The sequence below is a fragment of the Pseudomonadota bacterium genome (genome assembly GCA_039033415.1).
Classification (GTDB): domain Bacteria; phylum Pseudomonadota; class Gammaproteobacteria; order Xanthomonadales; family SZUA-38; genus JANQOZ01.
In genome coordinates this window covers 1-22792 of the sequence record JBCCCR010000006.1, presented here as the reverse complement: position 1 = coordinate 22792, position 22792 = coordinate 1, and the positions used below count along the sequence as shown (strand labels likewise).

Genomic DNA, 22792 nt, shown 5'->3' with positions numbered 1-22792 from the left:
GTCAGCACTGAAGCTACTACTCAGCCTGATCGGCGGCCTGGCACACCAGGCCGCTGGTCAGCAAATCCTCCAGCAGCGTCTCCACGTCCTTCAGGGCCTGAGCTTCGGTGACGTCAAACTCCTCCACCAGGCGTTCGGCGGCTCCCGTCAGAGTCTTCCCTTCCAGCAAGTTCAGAAACGCCGCGCAGGCGGTGTCGTTCAGCTCGAAGTACTGCCCCTTTTGGGTATCGAGAAGCACCATCGCGTCACCCGTACGCTGACACATCACGTGATCCGGCAGGACATACCCGCTGCTGGTCATGGCGGCGACAAGTCCCGGGTGCCCGCACCCTGAAGCGGGTGATGATCACCCTCCGACCAGCTCCGGTCATGAAGCGTAATCCACGCGTGGGCCGAGAATGCCGGCTGTACCTGGGTACCGATCCGAAGCTGGGCCGGGTAGCCGCGTTGGCGCAGGAGCGAAGCGGCTGCCACGCAGCGGCTGAGGCAGGTGGACCAGGGCAAAAAGGCGGTTCGTTCAAAAGCCTCTAGCGGCGACAAGTCGCTTCCCCAGGCGCGCTTAAGCCTCCCGGGCGGTGGACCCAGCAACTCGGCAGCTGCGGTCTGGAATCCGCGCCGGCGCAGGCGGAATGCGGCCCGCGAAACCAGCCAAGCGGCTCGGATGCGGCTGATCAGCGCCACGGGGTTACGGCCTTCAGGCAATCCACCATCGACGGAAGCGCGGCGGGCTCTTGGGGGTAGCTCAGGCGACACGCGGTGGTTCGCTTCGACAGCGCCGCAGCAAATTGCAGGTGGCGCCGCAGGCCTTCCGGCGAAAAGAGCCGGCCGGTCAGCGTGTGTTCGACCGCGCCTAACGTGGCCTCAGCCGGCGTGAGCGGGGTCACCGTGACTTGCTCTGACCCATCGCCGGGCGCAACGTCTCCCGTTTTATAGGGCTGCAGGAACACCAGGTGCGTGATCACACACTCCGGCTCCGTGAGTGTCGCTCGCCAGCGGGGCCACTTGGGCTGTGGGTAGTGACCCGGGCAGATCGCGGAAGCGCCGCCACAGCGCACCGCTACGGTGTCGTCAGCCCAGAGTCCAGCGCCGGCTTCGGCGAGCGCCCGGCTCAGGGTCGTTTTTCCCGCGCCGCTGGAACCCAGCAGCAGCGTGAGGCCGCTGCGGTGGCGAAATGCCGCTGCGTGCAAACAGTAGGTATCGTGATGGCTGAGCACCAGCGGGAGCAGGGGGCCGCAAAGCGCTTCGGTCAACGCCTCAGCGGACAGGCCCGCTGGGTACCACAGCTGGTCGGGGAGCTCGATTCGAAAGTTGCCGAGGTCTTCGATCGCTAACGTCAGGGCGGCAGAAGCTCCACTAATCGTAACGTCACGCTCTCGTCGGCCGATCAGTCCGCGGGATGATCGTTGCCAGGCCGCCGGTGACCGCTGTGTCTCGTCGGCACCATCGTGAGTTCTGACGCTCAACCGTGCCGACCCTGACTCGACAGTCGGTAAAGGAAAAGGCTTGAAATGGGGCAGCGGTTGGTCAATCGCCAGATCGAGGCCGGCGATGCGGTAATGATGGTCGGGTAGCGCGGAACCTGACGTGCGACCGCCGATGAATATGGGTGTGTCGATCCCGGTTCGTGCGGCCATGCCGCTCAGGGACGCAGCGTCCCCGGATTGCCGCTTTCGCCAACGCCGGGCGTTGGACCGAGGGTGACGTCGCGGACGTCGCCGCGGGGGATCAGCTCGGGCCGGCGGTAGGGTTTTCGCGTCTTGGCCGCCGGCTTGCGCTCGGGTTCTCGGGATTTCATGACTCGTTTGTAGCGGCTGACCCTACCGAAGTCAATTCAGCCTCTGTGTCTTCCGGTGAAATTCTGTAGCCATCTTGCTGCACTGACGCAGCACCACAGCACGTAGAGGCTGAACCCGCTCCAGTCGTTTTTCTGCTGACGCTCCTCGAGCCACGCGGGGTCTATATAAGGCTGCCAATGTTCGGCGAGGCTCAGCGCCTCCTGCACCTTGTCCCAATGGTCTTTGAGGACCGCCTGGCGAAACATCGGTTCGAGGCTGGTCTTGGCCAACCGCTCCGTCACGGCAGCAGGCAGGCGTCCCCGCATCGCCTGGCGCGTGACCGGTTTGGTGGCGCCGGTGTGTGGATCGAGCCAGCAGTGGGCCGGCAGGCTGAGGAAAAACTGCACCAGCTTCCACTGCCGGTAAGGAAACCGATACTCCACGCCCCAGGCCAGCCCCTGCAGGTACCCCAGGTGTGCGGCGCGGGCGGTGCTGCTGTTGAGGCAGCCTTCCACGCGATCGATCTGGGTGATCGGTCCGTAAATCGGGTGGTCGCGCCCGGCGGTTGTCAACAGGGAGCGGCTATGGTCCGTCAGCCAGGGGCGAACGGGGCTTCGCCGGCCGCGGGAAATGCCGTTGAGCGGACCCAGCCGGCGCACCGTTGGGTCCCGCCAGAAGGCTGGCGTTGCCCGCAAGCGTTTGGCCAGCGTGCCCAGAGACGCCAGCGGCTGGCGAAAAAAGCTGTCCCGAAGCGCATACGGATACCCCAGGTAAAGCTGGTCGGCAAAGTCGCCGGTCAGCACGCCCCGGTGACCCTGCTGACGCGCCCTCACCGCCAGCCGCCAGCGCAAAGCCTGGTACGCATCCAGCTCTGGACCGCAGGCGAGGGTCGGCGTCTTCTCAAAAGCGTCGCCGAGCGGCTCAGCATCGTCACAATCGATTTCGGTCAGCGCCAGCCCTAGGTCATCGCAAACCCGCTTCGCCAGGTTATGTTCCCCACATTCCGGCCAGCGCTCGATCCGATAGGTCAGGGCTTGGCGCAGGTCACTCAGAGCTGCCGCCGCCGGGCTATCCAGTCCGCCGCTGATGGCGACGGCATCACCGTCAGACCGGGTGGCTGCCACCGCGCTGCGCAGGTTTTCCAGCAGTCCTTCTCGCTGGTCGGCGGCGCTGAGCCGCCGCACCGTCGGGTCGTAGTGAAAGCGCCAATAGCGTTGCGGCGTTGGATTCGTGTCGGGCGTAAGCTGCAGCCAGTGACCCGGCGGCAGCGAACTCACGCCGGCAATGGGCGACAGTGACGGTGGCGGCGGTTCGGCGGCGAAGACGCTTGCGAGGTAGGCAGGCTCCGGCTGCGGTTGATCCGGCCACAGCATGCGCTCGTCGGTGGCCACCCAGCGGGCGTCCTCGGTTTCCGCAATAAACGCCCCGCGGGTCCCCAGCGGATCTCGCAGTAGCCGCAGCGTCCCCTCGACCCGATCGATCAGCATCATGACATAGCTGCCGCTGAACCATTCGGCGACCTGCGGGCCGCGCGCTGCCAACAGCTCTAGCGCCTCCCGGGTCGTCGGCCCGTCGGGATCGAGCTGCCCCCACACCAGCCCGACGTGGCGACTGTCGAGCTCGATCAGCGGCTCGAAGTCTTCGTTATCATGCTTCGCTTCCGGTCGCAGGGGATGCCCCAGTGCGCCGACACGGAGGCCCTGCCACGCGAAACATTTCTGAGGCTGATCGAGCCGGAGTCGGGCTCGCGCCAGGCGCTCATCGAAGGCCCGCTGCGCTGCTGGGTCGTTTCTCCTGGGCTCAGGGTCACGATGGATTTTCGCGAGCAGCGCGCCGCTTACCATCTCGGATCCCTGCTGTCCGCCCGCCCCCGGTCGAGAGCGCGGTTCAGCGCCTTCGCCAAGCCTCCGGCCAGCCGACGCAGATAGCCGAGCGGGTGGCCGCCAAAGCCCCTGGCGTCCATGAAGCGGCGCGACGGAAAAACCAGCTGCCGAAGATATCGTAGGCGGGGGCGGAAGCGGGGCAGTGCGCGCAGGTCCTGCAGCAGGGTTGAGCGGCCGGACACGTAGTGGCGGGTTCGCTGCCGTGCGCCGGCCAGCAGGCGGTGTCGCGCGGTCTCGGAGAAACGGGTGCCTAGCGTATCCGAGCAAAGCTCGAGCGTCGCGCTGGCGATTGGCGCTAAGCCAAGTCTCGTTGCCAGTTCGACGAGGTCAGACCGCTGGGAGGGGGACAAGAGCTCCCAGATCAGGTGCAGGTCGAGCAGCCACTTCATCGCGGGTCGATCCGCGTGGTGACCCAGCAGGTGCGCGGCGGCATGCAGCCAGGCGGCCGCCGGCGTGAGAACCCTCAGGCCAGGGGAAGCTTCTTCACTCAGATTGATGAGCGCCTCGTAAGAAAGCGCTGCGGCAAGCTCCGACCGATTGCTGCTCTGCCAGTGAAGATCCAGATGGCACGTGGTGCCGTGATGGTTGTCCAGCGTAAATCGCTGCTGGGTCATCACCAGGTCTCCGTCCACCGCAAGCTCGGGGTGGTAGCCCTGGGCGAGCAGGGCGTCGCACGCCGCCTCGCGATCAGCTGAGTTGATGAGAATGTCCAGGTCGCCCACCGGTCGCAGGGTCGGATCCGGGTAGAGCCAGGTATTTAGCGCCGCGCCCTTAAGCACGAGCGGCGCCTCCAGGGCGGCCAGCGCCTCTGGCCAGCACTGCTGCCAGCTCAGCCACTGGGCGGCATAGGCGCTGCGCCAAGCCTGGAGGTCTTCGCGAAGGTCCGTCGGCAGATCCAATTCGTTAGCCCACGCGCACGCCATGCCGAGAAGCCCATGCTGCTCCAGCCAGTCGAACGAGACCGGCCGGTCAGCCGGGACGCGTTGCAGCGCTCTTGCTGCGGACTCCTGGAATGCCTGCGGGTCGGGTTTCACTCCGTCTTACTAACCTCTACCATTGACGCCTGGGCATTATCTACCAGGAACTCAGCTTTGAAAGTCACGATATTTGGATCCGGGTACGTGGGTCTGGTCACGGGAGCCTGTCTCGCAGAAGCGGGCAACCACGTGGTCTGCGTGGATGTGGACGAAGAAAAAATTGCGGGCCTCAACCGCGGCGAGCTACCTATCTACGAGCCGGGGCTGGAGCACCTGGTGTCCAGCAATGCAAAGGCCGGTCGTTTGGCGTTTACCAGCGATGCCGCCAGCGCGGTTCGCCACGGCGAGTTTCAGTTTATTGCGGTGGGAACGCCGCCAGATGAAGACGGTAGCGCCGATTTGCAGTACGTCCTGTCGGTCGCGCGGACGATCGGCGAGCACATGGATCAGCCAAAGATTGTCGTCGACAAATCGACGGTGCCTGTGGGGACCGCCGACCAGGTCAGCCAGGCCATGGGCGCTGAGCTGCAGGCGCGCGGTGCTGAGATCGACTACTGGGTGATTTCGAATCCCGAATTTCTGAAAGAAGGGGCGGCGATCGAAGACTGCCAGAAGCCTGATCGAATTGTGCTCGGAGGCGACGACGAGCACGCGCTGACCCGCATGAAACACCTTTATGCGCCGTTCAATCGCAACCATGACAAGATCATCACCATGGATATTCGTTCGGCGGAGCTGACCAAATATGCCGCCAACGCGATGCTGGCAACCAAAATCTCTTTTATGAACGAGATCGCAAATCTTGCTGAGCGCGTCGGCGCTGACGTCGAGCAGGTTCGCCGGGGCATCGGGTCCGATCCCCGGATCGGCTTTTCGTTCATCTATCCGGGCTGCGGATATGGCGGGTCCTGTTTTCCGAAAGACGTGCAGGCGCTGTCGAGGACCGCGGCGGAAGTGGGCTACGAGGCACGCATTCTCAACTCGGTTGAGGCGGTCAATGCGGATCAGAAGTCGGTGCTGCTGGGCAAGATCGGGGCACATTTCGGCAGTCTCGAGGGCAAAACCTTTGCGTTCTGGGGGCTCGCGTTCAAGCCGAATACGGACGACATGCGCGAGGCGCCAAGCCGCACACTGATGGAAGGGTTGTGGGCCGCTGGTGCCACGGTTCGTGCCTACGATCCGGAGGCGGGTGAAGAGGCCCAGCGGATTTACGGTGATCACCCGTCGCTGGTGCTCTGCGATGACGCTTATGAGGCTGCCGACGGTGCGGATGCACTGGTGATCGTGACCGAGTGGCGCAGCTTCTGGTCGCCAGATTTTGAGCGGCTGGCGGGCCTGCTGCGGGCGCCGGTGATCTTTGACGGACGCAATCTCTATGATCCGGATCACGCCGCCAGCAAGGGTTTTGCCTACTACGCGATTGGCCGAGGCGCGAGCGTTGCCGTTCCAGGAGCGCCGGCGTGACCAGTCCGGAAGGCCGCCGCTATCACACCCGGAGGCGGGTGCTGGTTACGGGCGGCGCCGGTTTTCTCGGTTCACATCTCTGCGAGAAGCTGCTGGAGGCCGGGGCGGACGTGATCTGCCTGGACAACTTTTTTACCGGCACAAAAGACAACATTCGCCATCTGCTCGATCATTCGAGTTTTGAGCTGCTGCGTCACGACGTAACCTTTCCGCTCTACGTTGAGGTGGACGAGATCTATAATCTCGCCTGTCCAGCGTCGCCCGTGCACTATCAGAGTGACCCGGTGCAGACCACCAAGACCAGCGTCCACGGCGCCATCAATATGCTGGGTCTGGCCAAGCGACTGGGCTGCCGTATCCTCCAGGCATCCACCAGCGAGGTCTACGGGGATCCCGAACTGCACCCGCAGCCCGAATCCTATTGGGGCCGGGTGAATCCGATCGGGCCTCGGTCGTGTTACGACGAGGGAAAACGGTGTGCTGAGACGCTGTTTTTTGACTATCACCGGCAGCACGCGCTGCCGATTAAGGTCGCTCGGATTTTCAACACGTATGGGCCACGCATGCACCCATCAGACGGTCGGGTCGTGTCGAATTTTGTGGTCCAGGCGCTGCGCGGCGAGCCGTTGACGTTGTTTGGCGATGGCAGCCAAACCCGATCGTTCTGTTATGTGGACGATCTGATCGACGGGCTGCTGCGGCTCATGCGCTCGGCCGAAGACTTTGTCGGGCCGGTCAATATCGGCAATCCGGGTGAGTTCACCGTCCGGGAGCTGGCGGAGCTGGTGATTGAGCTGACGGGCAGCAGTAGCCCCATCGAATACCGTCCGCTGCCGCAGGACGATCCGACCCAGCGTCAGCCCAGGATCGAGCTGGCCGAGCAGGCGCTTGACTGGCGGCCGAAGGTGGAGCTCCGGCAGGGCCTGGGCCGAACCATCGAGTATTTCGATCGGCTGCTGGGCAATGGCGATGAGTGACGGCAAACCCACAGTTCTGGTGACCGGCGGCGCCGGCTACATCGGGTCCCACACCTGCAAGGTCCTCAAGCGAGCGCGGTATCGCCCGGTGGTCCTCGATAATCTGTCGACCGGCCATCGGTGGGCCGTGAAATGGGGTCCCTTGATCAAGGGCGACCTGCTGATGCCGGAGGTGATCGACCGGGTGATGGTCGAGTATCAGCCGATTGCGGTGATCCACTTCGCAGCGTTGGCCTATGTCGGCGAATCGGTGAGAGACCCGCAGCGCTATTACCGGAACAACGTGGTTGGCACGCTGAACCTGCTCGACAGCATGCGGCGTCACAAGGTCGACAAGATGGTGTTCTCCAGCACCTGCGCCACCTATGGTGAACCCCGCCTGATCCCCATTCCCGAGGCGCACCCGCAGTTCCCGATTAACCCCTACGGCCGAACCAAGCTGGTCATCGAACAGGCGCTGCGCGACTACGGTTCGGCTTATGGCCTCAAGTCGGCCTCGCTGCGCTATTTCAACGCAGCCGGCGCGGACCCGCAGGGTGACATCGGGGAGCTGCACGAGCCGGAGACCCACCTCATTCCGCTGCTCCTCGAGGTGGCTGCCGGGCTTAAGGAGAACGTTACGGTGTTCGGGCAGGACTACGATACCGAGGACGGCACGTGCATTCGGGACTACGTCCACGTGAACGATCTGGCAAAAGCGCATGTCCTGGCGCTGGAAACCCTTGACGGCGGTGGCGGCACCCAAACCTATAACCTTGGGATGGGTCGCGGTTATTCCGTGCGGCAGGTGATCGATGCGGCGCGCCGGGTGACGGGCAAGGATATCCCCGTGGTCGACGGCGCAGCGCGACCCGGTGATCCGCCCAAACTGGTCGCTGACGCGACCCGCGCTCACAATCGGCTGCGCTGGGAACCGGAATACCTGGAGATCGAGCCGCTGATCGAGACCGCCTGGCAGTGGCTGCAGCATCGCCTGAAACACAAAGATCAATTCTCTGACTGACCCTTAATCCTGCGGTGCCCTGCGCATCGGGTCCCACCAGCGCTAAAAACCCGAGACCATCTGGCCGATAAGAATGGGCTAAGGGTGGGGCGCTTTTCTTTCCGCCCGGCGCTTTCGTCAGCGCTGTGACTGAAGAAATCTTCGTTGAATGCCGATGGATGTGTTCAAGCGTTGAACAACGGTGTTTTCTACTTTAGGATTATGCCCCAAGCCTATGATTTTAAATAAAGACACTTGGTTTTTGGTTCAGAGTAAGGTCGCTGGCGAGGAGCGCGCCAGGGAGCAGCTGGACCGTCAGGGATACCAGACCTACCTGCCCATGGCTCGAAACCCGCTGCGGCGTCGGCGGGTTCGCCGGGCGGCGCAGCCGCTTTTTGCCCGCTATCTGTTTGTGGCCGTCACCCAGGAGCAGGTGCTGGCGCCGATCGATTCAACCTTTGGTGTTTCGCGGCTGGTGCGCTTCGGCACGGAGCCTGCTCAGGTCCCTGGCTGGGTGATTTCGGGGCTGCAGGCGGCCACCTGTCCCGACACCGGGCTGGTCAGGCTGGACCAGCCAGCGCTGAGCGCCGGTGATCCGGTTGAAGTATTTGGTGGCCCGATGGCCGGGCTCCGAGGCATTTTTCAGGCGGCGGACGGCAACGCCCGAGCCTGGCTCCTGGTGGAATTATTGGGCCAGTCGCGGCGGGTTTCCCTGCCGCTTGACAGCCTTCGCGCAGCTCGCTGAAGTTCGGCAGCTGCCTTTGCCGTGCGGTGCGCGACAGCACACTGCAGGGCGGTAGCGTGCCTCCATGCACGCGTTGATTCGATCGATGCATCAAGAAATCCATTACCGTCTGCTCAAGCTGCTGGAGCATCAGCCCAGCTGCAGTCAGCGTGTGCTCGCCCGACGGCTGGAGATCAGCCTGGGTAAGGTCAACTATTGCCTGAAAGCCCTCGTGGATACCGGCATGATCGTCCCGGAGACGGATGTTGGACTGGGCAAACCTCGACGCTACCGCGTCACCGCCCAGGGGCGCCAGGCACGGCGGCTGGCGGCGGCGGCCTTTCTGGAGCATAAGACCCACGAACTGGAGTCGCTTCGTCGGGAGATTGAGCGTCTCAAGGCTGAGCTGCGGCATGACGTTGACCGCACGTCCGAGGAAGGCCATGTGCGCCGTTAACGGCATCTACGCGTACCACCGCAGCGCGCCGGATGTGGATCCGGTGGAAGCGGCGACGACGCGCGACGCGATGACCCGTCGGGGCCCTGACGATTGTGGGCTTTGGGAGTCGGCAGACCACCGGCTGGTGCTGGGCCATCGGCGTCTCAGCATCATCGATCTGAGCGAGGCGGGTAGGCAGCCCATGGTCAGCGGCTGCGGCCGCTTCGTCCTGTGCTTCAACGGCGAAATCTTTAACTATGAGGAGCTGCGGGAGGAGCTGACGGCGGACGGCGAGCGGTTTCGGTCCAGCAGCGATTCGGAGGTCTTGCTGAAGCTGTTACGCAGGCACGGGAGTGATGCGCTGCGCAGACTGCGCGGCATGTTTGCACTGGCGTTCTGGGACCAGCAGACGCGTGAGCTGCTGCTCGCTAGGGATCACTTTGGCATCAAGCCCCTTTACGTTGCGGACGACGGCTGGCAGCTGCGTTTCGCCAGTCAGGTGAAAGCGCTGCTGACCAGCCGAGCGGTTTCCCGCGAACTGGACCCGGCCGGCCAGGCCGGCTTTCTGTTGACCGGCAGCATCCCTGAACCCTTTACGCTGTATCGTGCCATTCGCCCGCTGCCGGCGGGTCACTACCAACGCTGCGGTCCTACCGGGCCAGCAGCGCCGGTTTCCTTCCTCAGCGAGCCTTCGAACGCGAACGGGAATCGACCGGCAGATCTCAAAGCGGCAGTCGAGGACTCGATCAAGGCACACCTCGTGGCCGACGTTCCCGTCGGCGTTTTTCTGTCGGCGGGCATCGACAGTGCCGTCTTGGCGGCCTTGGCGAGTCGGCAGAATCCGAAGCTTGAGGCGCTGACTGTCGGCTTTGCCGAATACCGCAACAGTGACCGTGACGAGGTGACGCTGGCGCGCCAGATCGCCGGCCGCCTGGGCGTGCGCCACCAGGTGTCTTACTACGCTCGGGAACAGTTTGAGCGAGACCTGCCGAAGGTGCTGTCGGCCATGGATCAACCGAGTATCGACGGCCTCAACACCTGGATTGTGGCGGGCGCGGCGGCAAAAGCCGGCTGGAAGACAGCGCTATCCGGCCTGGGCGCCGATGAGCTGTTCGCGGGCTATCCGTCGTTTTCGGATGTTCCTCGATGGCACCGGCAGGCATCCTGGGCGAGCTGGGTGCCGGGCCTGGGCCGCCTGCTTCGAACGGCGCTGGGGCCAATCTGTTCGGTATTGGGGCTGTCGCCTAAGGCCGCCGGCATGCTCGAGTATGGCGAGAGTCTGGGCGGGGCTTATTTGTTGAAGCGCGGTCTGTTTATGCCCTGGGAGCTTCCCGGGCTGATGGGGCGCTCGGCGGCGCGCGAGGGGCTGAGGCGCCTCAACCTGGTGGGCCGCATGGACCAGCGGGCCCGGCGAGAGAGCAATCCAGCGGCCGCAGTCAGCGCGTTAGAGCAGGGTTTTTACCTCAAGAATCAGCTGCTGCGTGATGCGGACTGGGCGGGGATGAGTCACTCGCTTGAGATCCGGGTGCCGTATGTTGATACGTCGCTACAGCAGCTGGCGGGGGGAGTGCGCTTCAATAAAACTGATCTCTTGCGGACCGCGGCGGACCTCCTGCCGGAAACGCTCTTTGAGCGACCCAAGACGGGCTTCACCACGCCGCTGGACCAATGGCGTGGCCACCCAGGCGCGGGCTGGGCGCGCCATTGGGCGCAGGAGCTGCAGTGCAGGTTCTAGCTTTGGTCACCGAGGCGTTCAACGCCCGCGGCGGTATCCAGGAATTCAATCGCCACTGGCTGACCAGTCTGGCTTTGGGGCCAGCCAACCGCGTTGAGGTACTCGCAACCGGCGGTGGTGACTATGAGTCTTCCGGTCTGCGGCAGCGCAGCGCCAAGGGCCGGTGGCGCTATCTTGCGATGGCGCGCCAGGCGCTGGCGGAGCAGCCTCCTGACCTGCTGCTGTGCGGCCACCTTTCTTTGCTCCCGCTGGCCGCCTGGCTGGCAGGCCGCCATGGCCTGCCGCTCTGGCTTCAGCTTCATGGTATCGAGGCGTGGCAGCGGCCCGCTTCGCTCTGGCGGCGCCCGGGTTTGGCTCGGGTTTCCCTGGTCACCGCCGTCAGCCGTTACACGAGGCGGCGCTTTCTGAGCTGGTCCAATCTGCCGGAACATCGGGTGCGGATACTGCCGAACACGGTAGGCGAGGACTGTTTCGCTGAGCCGGCAACGGGCCGGCCGCCGCGAGAGGTGCCGGACCGCTACCTTCTGAGCGTCGGGCGGTTAGACGCGCAGGAACGATACAAGGGGCATGACCAGGTCATCCGCGCGCTGTCCTCGGTTCTGCAGGATCAGCCCGACCTGCACTATGTGATCGCCGGCAGCGGATCCGATCTCGGCAGGCTAGAAGCCTTGGCTGCCCGCTGCGGCGTGGCGGACCGCGTGGTTTTCCTTCACGCGGTTACCCGGGCCGAACTGCACTTCCTCTATCGTCATGCTGAGCTGTTTGTGCTGCCGAGCACCGGTGAGGGTTTCGGCATCGTTTATCTGGAGGCGCTGGCCTGCGGCTGCCCGGTGCTGGGCTTGGGTCAGGACGGCAGCGCCGACCCGCTGAGCCTCGCCGGCGGGACATTTGTCGCCTCGGAAGATATGGCACGCTCAATCCTGAAGGCTTTGCGAGAACGAACCAACCGGCCGGCTGATCCGGCAGCGGTGAGGGAACGATTTGGCCTGCCGGCGTTTCGGGCGCAAGTCGACGCATTGACGGCGGAGACCATGACCCAATGACCGGGCTCTGGCGAGACCTCGCTACCGTGCTGGGCGACCAGCTGCGGCGGATTCCCTGGGTGGTGGGCGTGATGCTGACCGCGGCAGCGCTCGATCTGCTGGGTGTGAGCCTCATTGCGCCCTTCGTCGGCAGCGCGTTCTCGTCCTCCGAACAGCCGACAGGCGGTACGCCGATCTGGTTGGGCATCGCCATTCTTCTGGCTTTTGCGCTGCGGGCGGTTGCCGGCTTCTATCTGCAGCGCACCATTGTGCGCTTCAGTGATCATCATCGCGCCCTGCTGATGTCCAGGCTGCTGAAACAGTATCTCCTTCAGCCCTGGGCTTTCCATCTGCAGCGCAGCGAGGCCGAGTTGACCAACACGCTGCTCTACGAGGTGGCGCTTTACAGCGGGAACGTACTCAACGCGCTGCTTCGGTTGATTGCAGACGGCCTGGTCCTGCTGGCGCTTGGCCTTTTTCTGGTTTTTCTGAGCCCTCCGGTTGCCGTTGCGATGGGCATGCTGATCGGCGTTACCGTGCTGCTGGTGAACCTGGTAACCCGACGGCCGATGCGTCAAAACGCTGAGCGCATCGTTCGACGCTATGAGCGGGTGGTGCAAACCGTCGGCAACAGCCTGGCGGCGTTAAAGCAGGCGCGGGTTTTAGGTTCGCAGCGTCTTTTCTGTCGCAGGCTGGAGCAGGCCGCAGCGGAGCAGGCGGAAGCAACGGCCCTTCAGAACGCGCTGCAGACGGTTCCGCGCAGCGCGCTGGAGCTGGCGGTGGTCACCCTGATGCTCGGGGCGGCGCTGTGGGCTGGCCGAAGTCCGGAATCTCTGGCTGCGGCGATGGCGACGCTGGGAACCTTCGGCGTTGCCAGCATCCGGCTGATTCCTGCCGCAACGTCGGTGGCAAATCAGGTGAATCTGCTGCGGGCCAATCGCCCCGTGCTGGGCAGGCTGGCGACTGACCTGCGGTTGCCCGCCGCCGATCTGAACGCGCCGCCGCCCGCCACTGGGCGTCTGCCTGAGCTCATTCTCGAACGCGTGAGTTTTTGTTATCCCGGCAGCGAGGTGGCGGCGCTTCGGGATGTGAGTCTGAGCATCGAGCCGGGCAGCTGCTGCGGCATCGTCGGCCCTTCCGGGTCCGGCAAAAGTACGCTGGGCGACCTGCTGCTGGGGCTGCTTTCGCCGACAGCGGGGGTGATGACAGTCGACGGCACGCCGCTGACCGAAGACAACCTCTCCTGGACTCGACGCTGCGCCTACATCCCGCAGGACCCGTGCCTGTTTCATGATTCGCTCCGAACCAATATCACGCTGGATGATCGGTCCGGGCGAGCGGTAGATGCGGCGGTCGAGAAAGCGCTTGGCAAGGCGGCGCTGGGCGATTTGCTGGAGGAGCTGCCGCGCGGTCTGGACGAGCCGCTGGGGGATCGCGGCCAGCGGCTTTCGGGCGGCCAGCGACAGCGGTTGGCAATTGCCAGAGCGCTTTTTCATCAGCGCGAGTTTTTGGTTTTCGACGAAGCCACGTCAGCGCTGGACGATGCCACCGAACGGGACATTATCAGCGCGATCACCGAGCTTCGCGGAAAGGCGACCGTGCTGGTGATCACGCACCGCAAAGCGCTGCTGGCCCCGTGTGGTGAGGTTTTTGAAATCAAAGACGGACAGCTTGCGCTGCAGGCTGATCGGAAGGTGGTGGCGTGAGGCTGGCGTTGATCATTCCTGAGTGGGGTGAGGTCGCCGGTGGGATCGCTACGTACTATCGACATCTTGTGCCCGAGCTGATCAGCCTCGGGCACGATGTGCAGGTTTTTGTCGGCAGCAGTTCGGTCATCGACGAAGAGCCGCAAGAACCCTTTGCGCACGGCCTCCAAAATCGGATCTATCAACAGCACCTTCAGCGCTTCGCGCATCTGAAGCCGCTGGCTGGGCTCGACCGCCATCTGGCTGCGGCCTGGGCGTTGAAACAACAGGTTGATGAGGCGGCGCGAGAACAGCCCTTTGACGTGGTTGAGTGCTGCGATTGGGGGCTGGGGTTCATGCCCTGGCTGGAAAGTGACACGCCGCTGGCCGTGCGGCTGCACGCCAGCCTCAGCCAGATCGCTGACGCTGAGCAGCTGCCCGGAGAGCGGGTCTTCCAGACCGTGACGGCACTGATTGAGCAGCTTGGCTTAACCTGGGCTGACGGACTCGTCACCTACGCTGACGCAAACGCTGATCGCTGGTCGGCGCTGCTGGGAAAAACGGTGTCGGTGATCCGGCCGCCGTATCCGCTCGCTGAGAGCGGCGGTGGCGCAGGTCGGGCCTTGGTCAGCGGCAAGATTCAGCGTTGGAAAGGGGTTGAGGTTTTGCTGCAGGCGATGGAGCGGGTGCCGGATGCACAGCTCGATTGGTACGGCCGGGACATGCCCACACGGCTCGATGGAAAACCAATCTCCATGTCGGAGCTGATGGGCAAACGCTTTCCCGATTGCTGGGGAAGCCGGCTGCTGCCCCGCGGCATGGTTCCGCCGTCGGAGCTCGCGGAGCGCCGCCGCGAGTCCGCTTTTGTCGTCGTTCCCTCGAGCTGGGATGTCTTCAATTTTACGGTTGTGGAGGCGATGGCCTCCGGGATTCCGGCCATTGTGTCGGGCGGCGCCGGCGCCTCGGAACTTGTGGAGCATGGCGTAAACGGATTCCGGTTCGAGGCGGAGGACCCGGCCGCGCTGGCGGACTGTCTTGGCCGCTGTCTGGCGCAAAGACCTGCTGAGCGCGAAGCTATGGGCGCTGCCGCAAGAGCCGCCGTGGCCGAACAGCTCGACCCCGCGAACCAGGCGCGCAGACATGTTGAATTCTACGAGCGAGTGGCCGGCACCGAACGACTTGCGCGACCGGTCGAGCTATGGCGAAGCGTGCTCGACAGCGCCGGCGGTCTGACCGGCGCGGGGGATCTGGCGCAAAATTTTGCCGGTCGCGACCTGGCCAAAGCGCTGGTCGAACGGGGCGCGCAGCGGCTGGGGCTGCAGCGATGAGCCTGGCGCTCTGTATTCCCGCGTACAACGCCGCTGAGTTTCTGCCCCGGCTGCTGGAGGATGCGGCCCGGCAGACCCAGCCCTTCGATGAGATTTGGGTTCATGACGACGCCAGCACCGATGGGACAGGCGCCCTGGCAAAACGTCTCGGCGCCAGGGTCCTCCGCAGCGATCAGAACGTCGGTTGTTCCCTGGGCAAGCATCGGCTGCTGGAGGCAACGGCGTGTGACCTGGTTCATTTTCACGACGCTGACGACGGTTTAAGACCGGACTTTGTGGCCGCCAATTTGGCGGCCATGGGCGCCGAGATTGACGTGCTTCTCAGCGGTTATGAATATCGGGAACATCAAAACGGTTCGCTCCTCGCCAGACGTTTATTTGATGACGCAGCACTCGTGGACGATCCGGTTGCCTATACGATCGAAGAGCCCATCAACGCCATCTGCGGTGTTTACCGCCGTCGGTCTGTGCTCGCCGCCGGCGGCTACCAGATTCCTGATCGGCAGCTGTTTAACGAGGACCAGGCGTTCCATTGCAGACTGGCGCGCGGGGGCCTCAAATTCCGGGCGCTTCAATCCATCCACGTGATCAACTACCGGGTACCTGGGTCGATGTCGGGAGCCGCTCAGCAGGCCTGTGTTTCAGCGCAATTTGAGGTGATGGCCCAGGCGGCCGCGGAATCGGGGCCGCGACATCACTCGGCGATTTCCACCCGGCTTTGGCAGATCAGCGCCGTGGCGGCATCGCTCAAGGACTGGCGTGTCGCCGACCGTGCGGCGCTGCTGGCAAGCCAGCTAGCTGGACAGGGCCCGGGTGAAGGTCACGCGGCTTACCGATGGCTGGCACGCCGCGCGCCGCGGGTTGCCATTAGGCTGCGCGAGCGCGCGATTGGCTGGCTGGGAAAACGGCCGGTGGAGGAGCGGCCGTGACCGATCCGCGAGTCTCGGTCATCGTTCCGGCCTTTAACGCCGGTGAGTGGCTCAAGCCCTGCATCGAGTCGATCCTGGCGCAAACCGTTTCAGACTTCGAGGTGATTGTGGTTGATGACGGTTCAACGGACGGCTCGGTGGATACACTGGTGGTGTCCGATCAGCGCTTGAGGATCGTTAAGCAGAACAACCAGGGCGCAGCAGCCGCCCGGAATCGGGGCTTAGCGGAAACGCGGGGCCGCTGGATCAGCTTCGTGGATGCTGATGATCTTCTCCATCGAGACAAGCTTCGACACCAGTTCGACTACCTGTCGGCAAGCCCGTCCGTCGAGCTCACCGCCGGCTCGTGGTGTCGGTTTGTCGATGAGCCTCCAGCGGTCCCTCAGGTGGTCGCCGACGACCTGTGGCGCCCGCAAACCCCGGTGTCCTGGCAGATCGCTGCGCTGTCGCAAAACCTGATGATTCAGCCCGCTGCCTGGCTGGCATCCCGGTCGCTGGTCGAGCGGGTTGGTCCCTGGAATCCAGCGCTGTCGCTCAACGACGACGGCGAATATTTTGCGCGGCTGATGCTGGCGACGGATCAGGTGGGCTTTTCGGCCCGTGCGCTCAGCTTTTATCGATCGGGCAGCGACCAGACGCTGAGCGCGGGGCGGTCGGCGTCCCACTTCAAATCGGCGGTCACGGCGCTCGAGCTGATAGGGCGGCAGCTGCTTGCTGTTGAGGACTCGGACGCAGTCCGATCCGCACTCGCCGCGGCGTGGTCGCGGCTGGCGGTCGAGTGTTACCCCTACGCGCCTGACTTAAGCCTGAGCTGCGAGGTCAGTGCTCGAGACCACGGCCACTTTCAGCCGGCGGTGGGTGGCGGGCGGTGGGTACGACGCTTGGCCGGCCCCCTGGGCTGGCGGTTGGCCCGACGACTCCAGGCGACGGTCTACGATCTAGGCTACCGCCAGTTCGGTCAGCGACGAACAGCCCGAAAGGCGCCGCATGCCTGATGTGCCCACCATCTGCCTGGTTAGCCCGGGACACTTCTCGTCAAACCCACGATTGGTCAAGGAGCTGACCGCACTGCATCGGGCCAACTTTTCCGTCCGTACCGTCACCTCGGCGCAGGTACCTTGGTTCGCGGAGTTGGATGAGCAGATGGACGAACCAGCCCTCGCGGACGGGCTTCGCCTCAGCCGGCTTGGACGGCTGCCGCGGATTCTGCTCAGGCTGCGTCAAAAGAGTTATCGGGCCTGGGTAGCGCTGCTGTTTCGCCTCGGTTGTCGACCCAGGGCGTGGCACCTTGCGGAGGCCCTGAATCCTGACTGCCGCCGCCTGCGGAACACCCTGCGGCGACAAAACGCAACCGCTTCGGCACCCTTTGCGCTGGCGATTGCGCACAATCTCGCGGCGCTGCCGGCGGCCGCAACGGTCGCGCGGGAAACCGGCGCCGGTTTTGCCTTTGACGCGGAGGATAGCCATGTTGATGAGCTCGACGAGAGCCAGTCGTTCGACCGGCGCCTGCGAGAGGCTTTGGAGTCGGCGTACCTCCCGGACGCCCGCTACGTCAGCGCCGCCTCGCCGGGTATTGCGAATGCGCTGACCCAACGCTACGGCCTTCAACCGACGGTGCTGCTCAACGTGTTCAGCCCGAATCGAGAGCGGCCGCAAATCATACCCCCGCTGGGCCCCGGTGATCCGGTCAGGTTTTTCTGGTTCTCGCAGACGATTGGACCGGATCGTGGGCTCGACGGTTTTCTCGCGCTCGCGCCAAAGCTCTGTGCGGCGCTCGAAAGACCGCTCGAGTTGACGCTGGTGGGACGACCGATACCGGGCTTTGACGCGACACTGCGGCGTGAGGCTCAGGCTTGTGGCGTTGAGTTGACGCTCATGTCCCTCCTCGCCCCTGAAGCGTTATTTGAATTGGCGGCGGGACATCATTGTGGCCTGGCGCTGGAGCACCGCCAACCGGTCAACAAGGATATATGCCTGGCGAACAAGATATTTACCTACCTGGCCGCAGGTCTTCCAACGTTGCTCACTCCCACGGCAGCCCATCTCGCGCTGGCGCCGGAGCTCACCGACGCCGTGCATCTGCTGGACGATCCACCGGTGTCCGAACCGGTGAGCCGATGGCTGGAAGAGGTTGTGTGCACGGGCCGCGGACACGCCGCCGCCCTGAGGCATTTTAGCGACCGCTTCAACTGGGACATCGAATCCAAAGTTTTCCTGGAGCGCGTCAAGGAGGCGCTGGCGTCGTGAGAGTTCTTCTCACCGCGGATCCCTTTCTGCCTGTCCCGCCCACGCTCTACGGCGGCATCGAGCGGGTCATTGCGCAGCTGGCTGACGAACTCCTCCAGCTGGGTCACGATGTCGGACTGTTGGCACACCCGGACTCGACGGCTCCGACCGAGCGCTTTGGATGGGCTGATACCCACCCGGCAAGCAGCCTCGCACACTGGCGGAATGGACGTGCGCTGGCGAACGCCGCTCGCGACTTTCAACCGGACCTCGTGCACAGCTTTTCGCGCCTGGCCTATCTGATGCAAGCGGCGCTCAGCGGGAGCATGCGGGCGGTGCCGAGTCTGATGTGCTACCAGCGCGAACCCACCGGGCGGACAATCTCACTGGCCAGCCGCTGGCTTGGAGGACGCCTCCGATTCAGCGGCTGCAGCGGCTACATCGCCAGCCGCGGCCGGGCCAGCGCCGGTACCTGGCACGCGGTACACAACTGTGTGCGGTGCGCAGACTACAACTGGAGCGATCGAGTTGGGACGGATGCGCCGCTGGTTTTTCTGAGTCGAGTTGAATCGATCAAAGGGGCTCACCTGGCGATTCAGATCGCGCGCGAATCAGGCCGGCGTCTCCTGATCGCGGGCAATCACGCGGAAGAGGGGCCTGAGCGCCGTTACTTCGATTCACAGGTAATAGCGGAATGTGACGAGCAGATCGAGTACATCGGCCCGGTCAACGACGAGCAAAAGCAGGCGCTGCTCACCCAGGCAGCCGCGATGGTGGTGCCCATCCAGTGGAATGAACCGTTTGGCATCGTCTTTGCCGAAAGCCTTGCCAGCGGGACGCCCGTGATCACCTGTCCGCGAGGGGCGACCCCGGAAATCATTGAGCATGGACGCCATGGTTTTCTGATCGAGGATATTGCTGCCGGCGTCGCGGCCGTCAGTAGGCTTGAAGAAATCGATCGCCGGGCGTGTCGGACGCGGGCGCTAGAGGCGTTTGACGTCCCGGTCATCACACAACGTTACCTAGCCGTCTATGAGGAGATGCTCGCATGAAGCGGGTGATGCTGTTGCTGGATGGCATCGTCTTGTTTGGTCGCGAACGCGGCAATATCGACGTAATGCAACACCTCCAGAGCCGCGGCGAACAAGTGATGGTGGCGATACACGAGCACTGGGGTCGTCAACAGGTGGTGCCTCACCTGGAATCGCTAGGTTTACCCTGGTGCGAGCTCGACTTTTACGATCGACTTGGACGCAGCACCACGTGGCTGCAATGGATGACCGCTCTGGTGGTAATTTTGAAGGCGAACCTACAGCTGGCACTCCGGCTGCGACGTACTCCGATCAACGCCCTGCAGATCTCCAATCCCGAGACACTGCTGAATTTTCTGCCGCTGCTGTGGATCGTTCGAAAACCGCTGATCTTGCGCTGCGGGGATACGCCGGTTTCTCACACCATGGCTCACCGCCTGCTGTGGCGTGTGTGTTTGGCGCGCGTCAATCGAGTGGTCGCTATCTCCGACCACATTGCCTGCCGTCTCAGAGAGTTGGGTTGTCCGCCAGAGAAGCTGACGACCATTTGGTCACGGCCCTTTGTCCGACCACGCCAGTCCGATGTCGCCGCGCCGATCAAAAGGGCTGGCCTGGTGTTGGGTTTTGTTGGTCAGCTTGAGCACCATAAAGGCATCGACCATCTGCTCGAGGCTTGCGACACGCTACACGAGGCCGGCGTCGAGTTTCAGCTTCGAGTAGCCGGAAGAGCTAGTGCATTCTGGGATGCGCTTGCCAAGCGCCACGGGTCCGCTTCCTGGCTGTCCTTTGAGGGGTTTGTCGAGGATGTGACAGCTTTCTTGATCGGCTGTGATGTGTTGGTGGTGCCGTCTTTGGTCGAAGAGGGCCTGGGTGCGGTCGTCATTGAGGCAAAAAAGGCGGGGGTCGCCTCGGTGGTCTATCCCCGAGGCGGGTTACCGGAGCTGATCTCGCAGTCTGTAGACGGATTGATCTGTGAAGCTCCGGAGGTCCCTAGTCTGGTATCCGCCCTCAAGAGCCTCAGTGAGACACCGAACACTGTTTTGAGCATGGGCGAGGCTGCGCGCCGTTCGGCAGAAGATATCGAGCGGGCTTTTGAAGCTGGCTGGAGTTCAGTGTATGCGTTATAGCGCGCAGCTTCGAATCCTGGGATTGCTTTGTATCCCGCTCCTTTTTATTCTCATTCGCGCCCCGCTGGTGAATTATCCGCTGACGTTGCTGGCATTTGGAATCCTGGGGATTGCCTTTGTAATGCTGTGGCGCACCAACGAACCGCCGCTGGTGATGCTGGTAGTGGTTTATCAGTGGCTGCAGGCCAGCACGAAATTGCTGCATGCCAACGTGCTCGGAATCCCGCTTGACGATATGCTGGTCGAAGGCTCCTTCGGCGCTGAGCACCCCGTCATGGGCGCACTGAGTGAGGCAACCGGGCTGACCCTCATCGGTTTGCTGGCTTTGATCGCGGGTTTTGCAGTGGCCCAGCTCCAGTTTTCACAGCGACTGGAACGGGTTGGCGAAGCGCCGGAAGCGGGCCCCGTAGATTCAGACCAGGTGCGCCTGCGACTGCTCATGGCCACCGGTGCCGCGATTGCGGTCTCGAGTGTCCTCAAGAGCTTGCAGTACCTGCTGCCGGGCAGCGTGACTCAGATCATCCTGCCGCTGATCGATCTCAAGTGGGCATTTGTTTTTGCACTGGCCTGTCAGGTCTTGCGGGATCGAAGAGGCTACGGGTGGCTGATTGCGGTCTGCGGTCTCGAAATTGTGCTCGGTTTTGCCGCCTATTTTTCCGCCTGGAAAGAGGTCATCCTGGTCCTGGCGCTGGCCTACTTTTTTTGCCGGCCGAGCTTTGAATTCCGCCGTGTTGCCGCCGGCTTTGGCATCGTCTCAATCGGATTGGTTTTGGCCGTGTTCTGGACGGCGATTAAGGTCGACCAGCGACAGTTTTTGAACCGGGGAACCGGTCAGCAGGTGATCACCCGCAGCACCGGGGAAAGCATTTTGAACGCGTTCGATCTGGCTGCGGCCACCGAGGCCGAGGCTTACCGCCAGGCCGTTGGGCAGCTCGCGGACAGAATCGCCTACGTAGACTATTTTGCCAATGCCCTGATCCACGTGCCGCAGGTTCGACCCTACGAAAACGGACGTCTTTGGTGGCGCGCGGTGACTCATGTTTTTACGCCGCGCATTCTGTTTCCCAACAAACCGCCGCTGCCCTCTGACTCAGAACAAACGATGTACTACACCGGTCTGCTTCTCGCATCGAGCTTCGAAGGGACATCGATCAGCCTGGGCTATATGGCGGAGAGTTATATCGATTTTGGCGCGCTAGGCATGTTTGTCCCGATCTTCCTTTGGGGCTATCTGGTGGTCGCGGCGATCTCGCAGCTCATTATTCGCTATGGGCGCTCGGACCTCGTGTGGGGCGCTGCGGTGGTCATCATCCTCAATACCCTGATCCTGGAGGTGGCTGCCGTGAAGATGGTGGGCGGCACCTTAATGAGCATCATCGTATTGTTTCTGTTGTTCCGGTTTGTCGGTGGGCCGCTGACGGCGAACATCTATCAGTCGCGACCGGTGGCGGTGTGACGGGTCAGCAAAAACTCGCGGTTGTATGCTCACACCCGATTCAGTACTTTGCCCCATGGTTTCGCTGGCTTTCAGCAAATCTCGATGCGGCGCTGCGAGTGTTCTATCTGGACAATCCGGCCAGTCGCGATGGTGCGGACCCCGGCTTTGGTCAATCCGTCACCTGGGATACGCCGCTGCTCAGCGGTTACGACTGCGAGTTTGTCGAAAACACCGCCGCTGACCCGGGAACTCATCATTTCCGTGGCCTGCGCAATCCGGCGCTTTGGCCAGCGCTCGCGCGCTACGGACCTGCGGCTACGCTGCTGATGACCTATCGCTACGAAAGCATTCTGCCGGCTATGATCCGCGGAAGGCTGCCGGCGAATACCTGGCTTCGCGGCGATTCAACGCTGCTGGCGCGACCGGACGGGCTGCGTCGCCGCCTTGCCGATGGCGTGATTCGTCGCGCCTTCCAAAGTCTGGCTGGTGCACTGTTTGTCGGTCAGCACAACCTCGCCTATTTTCGCCATCATGGTATCGACGACCAGCACCTTCATCGTTCACCGCCGGCCGTGGATCCCGATCATTTTTGCCCGGCACAAGAGGTCCGGGAGGAGGCGGCCGCCTGGCGCCAGCGCTTAACGCTCGATCGCTCGCAGCCGCTGGTGCTGTTTGTCGGCAAGCTGCAGTCGATCAAACGCCCGCTCCTGGTGCTCAGAGCGTTTCGCCGCGCGCGGCTGGGTCGGGCGGCCCTCGCTTTTGTCGGCACCGGTGAACTGGAAGGTAAGCTGCGTGAAGCGATCGGAGATGACCCTCAGGTTCACATGCTCGGGTTCAGAAATCAGGGGGCCTTGCCGGCAATCTACGCGGCTGCCAATCTGCTGGTGCTCCCGTCGATTACCGAAACCTGGGGCCTGGTGGTGAACGAAGCCTTTTCCCGGGGATTGCCCGCTCTTGTCAGTGATCGCGTCGGTTGCGGCCCTGACATGATTGCCGGCCGGGATACGGGTGCGGTGTTTACACACGACGATGAGGCTGCCCTGGCCTCGG

General features: G+C 63.4%; 22 protein-coding genes. 16 read left to right on the top strand and 6 right to left on the bottom strand.

Going from position 1 to position 22792, the window contains the following annotated elements:
* Positions 1-16: 16 nt before the first annotated feature.
* The 6 genes from AAF358_05995 to AAF358_05970 are packed head-to-tail and all read right to left on the bottom strand — an operon-like array spanning position 17 to position 4692.
* A complete protein-coding gene (locus AAF358_05995) occupies positions 17-301 on the bottom strand; it encodes a lasso peptide biosynthesis PqqD family chaperone (GenBank protein MEM7705084.1) in 285 nt (94 codons plus the stop codon).
* Positions 298-681, bottom strand: a complete 384-nt coding sequence (locus AAF358_05990) for a lasso peptide biosynthesis B2 protein (protein ID MEM7705083.1) — start codon at positions 679-681, stop codon at positions 298-300. Before AAF358_05990 ends, AAF358_05995 begins: the two co-directional genes overlap by 4 nt.
* Positions 672-1634, bottom strand: coding sequence for a hypothetical protein (locus AAF358_05985; GenBank protein ID MEM7705082.1), 963 nt, complete (start codon positions 1632-1634; stop codon positions 672-674). Before AAF358_05985 ends, AAF358_05990 begins: the two co-directional genes overlap by 10 nt.
* Positions 1635-1639: 5 nt before the next feature.
* A complete protein-coding gene (locus tag AAF358_05980; GenBank protein MEM7705081.1) occupies positions 1640-1795 on the bottom strand; it encodes a hypothetical protein in 156 nt (51 codons plus the stop codon).
* 36 nt (positions 1796-1831) lie between these two features.
* Complete coding sequence (locus tag AAF358_05975) at positions 1832-3619, bottom strand: asparagine synthetase B family protein (protein ID MEM7705080.1); 1788 nt, start codon at positions 3617-3619, stop codon at positions 1832-1834.
* Positions 3613-4692: a nucleotidyltransferase family protein gene (locus AAF358_05970; protein MEM7705079.1), complete on the bottom strand. Its 1080-nt coding sequence runs from the start codon at positions 4690-4692 to the stop codon at positions 3613-3615. Before AAF358_05970 ends, AAF358_05975 begins: the two co-directional genes overlap by 7 nt.
* A gap of 57 nt (positions 4693-4749) precedes the next feature.
* Between AAF358_05970 and AAF358_05965 the strand changes: the two genes are divergently transcribed.
* The 16 genes from AAF358_05965 to AAF358_05890 all read left to right on the top strand — a co-directional run.
* Complete coding sequence (locus AAF358_05965; protein MEM7705078.1) at positions 4750-6099, top strand: UDP-glucose/GDP-mannose dehydrogenase family protein; 1350 nt, start codon at positions 4750-4752, stop codon at positions 6097-6099.
* The gene (locus tag AAF358_05960; protein MEM7705077.1) at positions 6096-7076 is read left to right on the top strand and encodes a UDP-glucuronic acid decarboxylase family protein; all 981 of its coding nucleotides are present in this window, start codon (positions 6096-6098) and stop codon (positions 7074-7076) included. Before AAF358_05965 ends, AAF358_05960 begins: the two co-directional genes overlap by 4 nt.
* Positions 7063-8079 (top strand): UDP-glucose 4-epimerase GalE, encoded by a 1017-nt coding sequence (gene galE / locus AAF358_05955; GenBank protein MEM7705076.1) that lies wholly within the window; start codon positions 7063-7065, stop codon positions 8077-8079. Before AAF358_05960 ends, galE begins: the two co-directional genes overlap by 14 nt.
* Before the next feature lie 214 nt (positions 8080-8293).
* Complete coding sequence (locus tag AAF358_05950; GenBank protein MEM7705075.1) at positions 8294-8803, top strand: transcription termination/antitermination NusG family protein; 510 nt, start codon at positions 8294-8296, stop codon at positions 8801-8803.
* A gap of 85 nt (positions 8804-8888) precedes the next feature.
* Positions 8889-9239 (top strand): winged helix-turn-helix transcriptional regulator, encoded by a 351-nt coding sequence (locus tag AAF358_05945; GenBank protein MEM7705074.1) that lies wholly within the window; start codon positions 8889-8891, stop codon positions 9237-9239.
* Positions 9226-10956 (top strand): asparagine synthase (glutamine-hydrolyzing), encoded by a 1731-nt coding sequence (asnB, locus tag AAF358_05940; protein MEM7705073.1) that lies wholly within the window; start codon positions 9226-9228, stop codon positions 10954-10956. Before AAF358_05945 ends, asnB begins: the two co-directional genes overlap by 14 nt.
* Positions 10944-11999, top strand: a complete 1056-nt coding sequence (locus AAF358_05935; GenBank protein ID MEM7705072.1) for a glycosyltransferase family 4 protein — start codon at positions 10944-10946, stop codon at positions 11997-11999. The genes asnB and AAF358_05935 overlap by 13 nt, the downstream gene beginning before the upstream one ends.
* Positions 11996-13684: an ABC transporter ATP-binding protein gene (locus AAF358_05930; protein ID MEM7705071.1), complete on the top strand. Its 1689-nt coding sequence runs from the start codon at positions 11996-11998 to the stop codon at positions 13682-13684. The genes AAF358_05935 and AAF358_05930 overlap by 4 nt, the downstream gene beginning before the upstream one ends.
* Positions 13681-14991 (top strand): glycosyltransferase family 4 protein, encoded by a 1311-nt coding sequence (locus AAF358_05925; protein ID MEM7705070.1) that lies wholly within the window; start codon positions 13681-13683, stop codon positions 14989-14991. Before AAF358_05930 ends, AAF358_05925 begins: the two co-directional genes overlap by 4 nt.
* The gene (locus AAF358_05920) at positions 14988-15920 is read left to right on the top strand and encodes a glycosyltransferase family A protein (protein ID MEM7705069.1); all 933 of its coding nucleotides are present in this window, start codon (positions 14988-14990) and stop codon (positions 15918-15920) included. Before AAF358_05925 ends, AAF358_05920 begins: the two co-directional genes overlap by 4 nt.
* Complete coding sequence (locus tag AAF358_05915) at positions 15917-16915, top strand: glycosyltransferase family A protein (GenBank protein ID MEM7705068.1); 999 nt, start codon at positions 15917-15919, stop codon at positions 16913-16915. Before AAF358_05920 ends, AAF358_05915 begins: the two co-directional genes overlap by 4 nt.
* On the top strand, positions 16908-18167 hold the full coding sequence (locus AAF358_05910; protein MEM7705067.1) for a hypothetical protein: 1260 nt from the start codon (positions 16908-16910) through the stop codon (positions 18165-18167). The genes AAF358_05915 and AAF358_05910 overlap by 8 nt, the downstream gene beginning before the upstream one ends.
* Entirely contained in the window at positions 18164-19198 is a 1035-nt protein-coding gene (locus tag AAF358_05905) for a glycosyltransferase (GenBank protein ID MEM7705066.1), read from the top strand. The genes AAF358_05910 and AAF358_05905 overlap by 4 nt, the downstream gene beginning before the upstream one ends.
* A complete protein-coding gene (locus AAF358_05900; GenBank protein ID MEM7705065.1) occupies positions 19195-20304 on the top strand; it encodes a glycosyltransferase family 4 protein in 1110 nt (369 codons plus the stop codon). The genes AAF358_05905 and AAF358_05900 overlap by 4 nt, the downstream gene beginning before the upstream one ends.
* Positions 20294-21760, top strand: coding sequence for a hypothetical protein (locus AAF358_05895; GenBank protein ID MEM7705064.1), 1467 nt, complete (start codon positions 20294-20296; stop codon positions 21758-21760). Before AAF358_05900 ends, AAF358_05895 begins: the two co-directional genes overlap by 11 nt.
* A partial coding sequence (locus tag AAF358_05890; protein MEM7705063.1) for a glycosyltransferase family 4 protein occupies positions 21757-22792 on the top strand: 1036 nt, incomplete at its 3' end. The genes AAF358_05895 and AAF358_05890, both read left to right, overlap by 4 nt.

Coding starts and splice junctions, on each gene's coding strand:
- asnB (MEM7705073.1), top strand. CDS start 9,226: ATGTGCGCCGTTAACGGCATCTACGCGTACCACCGCAGCGCGCCGGAT.
- AAF358_05995 (MEM7705084.1), bottom strand. CDS start 301: ATGACCAGCAGCGGGTATGTCCTGCCGGATCACGTGATGTGTCAGCGT.
- galE (MEM7705076.1), top strand. CDS start 7,063: ATGGCGATGAGTGACGGCAAACCCACAGTTCTGGTGACCGGCGGCGCC.
- AAF358_05985 (MEM7705082.1), bottom strand. CDS start 1,634: ATGGCCGCACGAACCGGGATCGACACACCCATATTCATCGGCGGTCGC.
- AAF358_05950 (MEM7705075.1), top strand. CDS start 8,294: ATGATTTTAAATAAAGACACTTGGTTTTTGGTTCAGAGTAAGGTCGCT.
- AAF358_05975 (MEM7705080.1), bottom strand. CDS start 3,619: ATGGTAAGCGGCGCGCTGCTCGCGAAAATCCATCGTGACCCTGAGCCC.
- AAF358_05920 (MEM7705069.1), top strand. CDS start 14,988: ATGAGCCTGGCGCTCTGTATTCCCGCGTACAACGCCGCTGAGTTTCTG.
- AAF358_05930 (MEM7705071.1), top strand. CDS start 11,996: ATGACCGGGCTCTGGCGAGACCTCGCTACCGTGCTGGGCGACCAGCTG.
- AAF358_05980 (MEM7705081.1), bottom strand. CDS start 1,795: ATGAAATCCCGAGAACCCGAGCGCAAGCCGGCGGCCAAGACGCGAAAA.
- AAF358_05900 (MEM7705065.1), top strand. CDS start 19,195: ATGAAGCGGGTGATGCTGTTGCTGGATGGCATCGTCTTGTTTGGTCGC.
- AAF358_05945 (MEM7705074.1), top strand. CDS start 8,889: ATGCATCAAGAAATCCATTACCGTCTGCTCAAGCTGCTGGAGCATCAG.
- AAF358_05895 (MEM7705064.1), top strand. CDS start 20,294: ATGCGTTATAGCGCGCAGCTTCGAATCCTGGGATTGCTTTGTATCCCG.
- AAF358_05910 (MEM7705067.1), top strand. CDS start 16,908: ATGCCTGATGTGCCCACCATCTGCCTGGTTAGCCCGGGACACTTCTCG.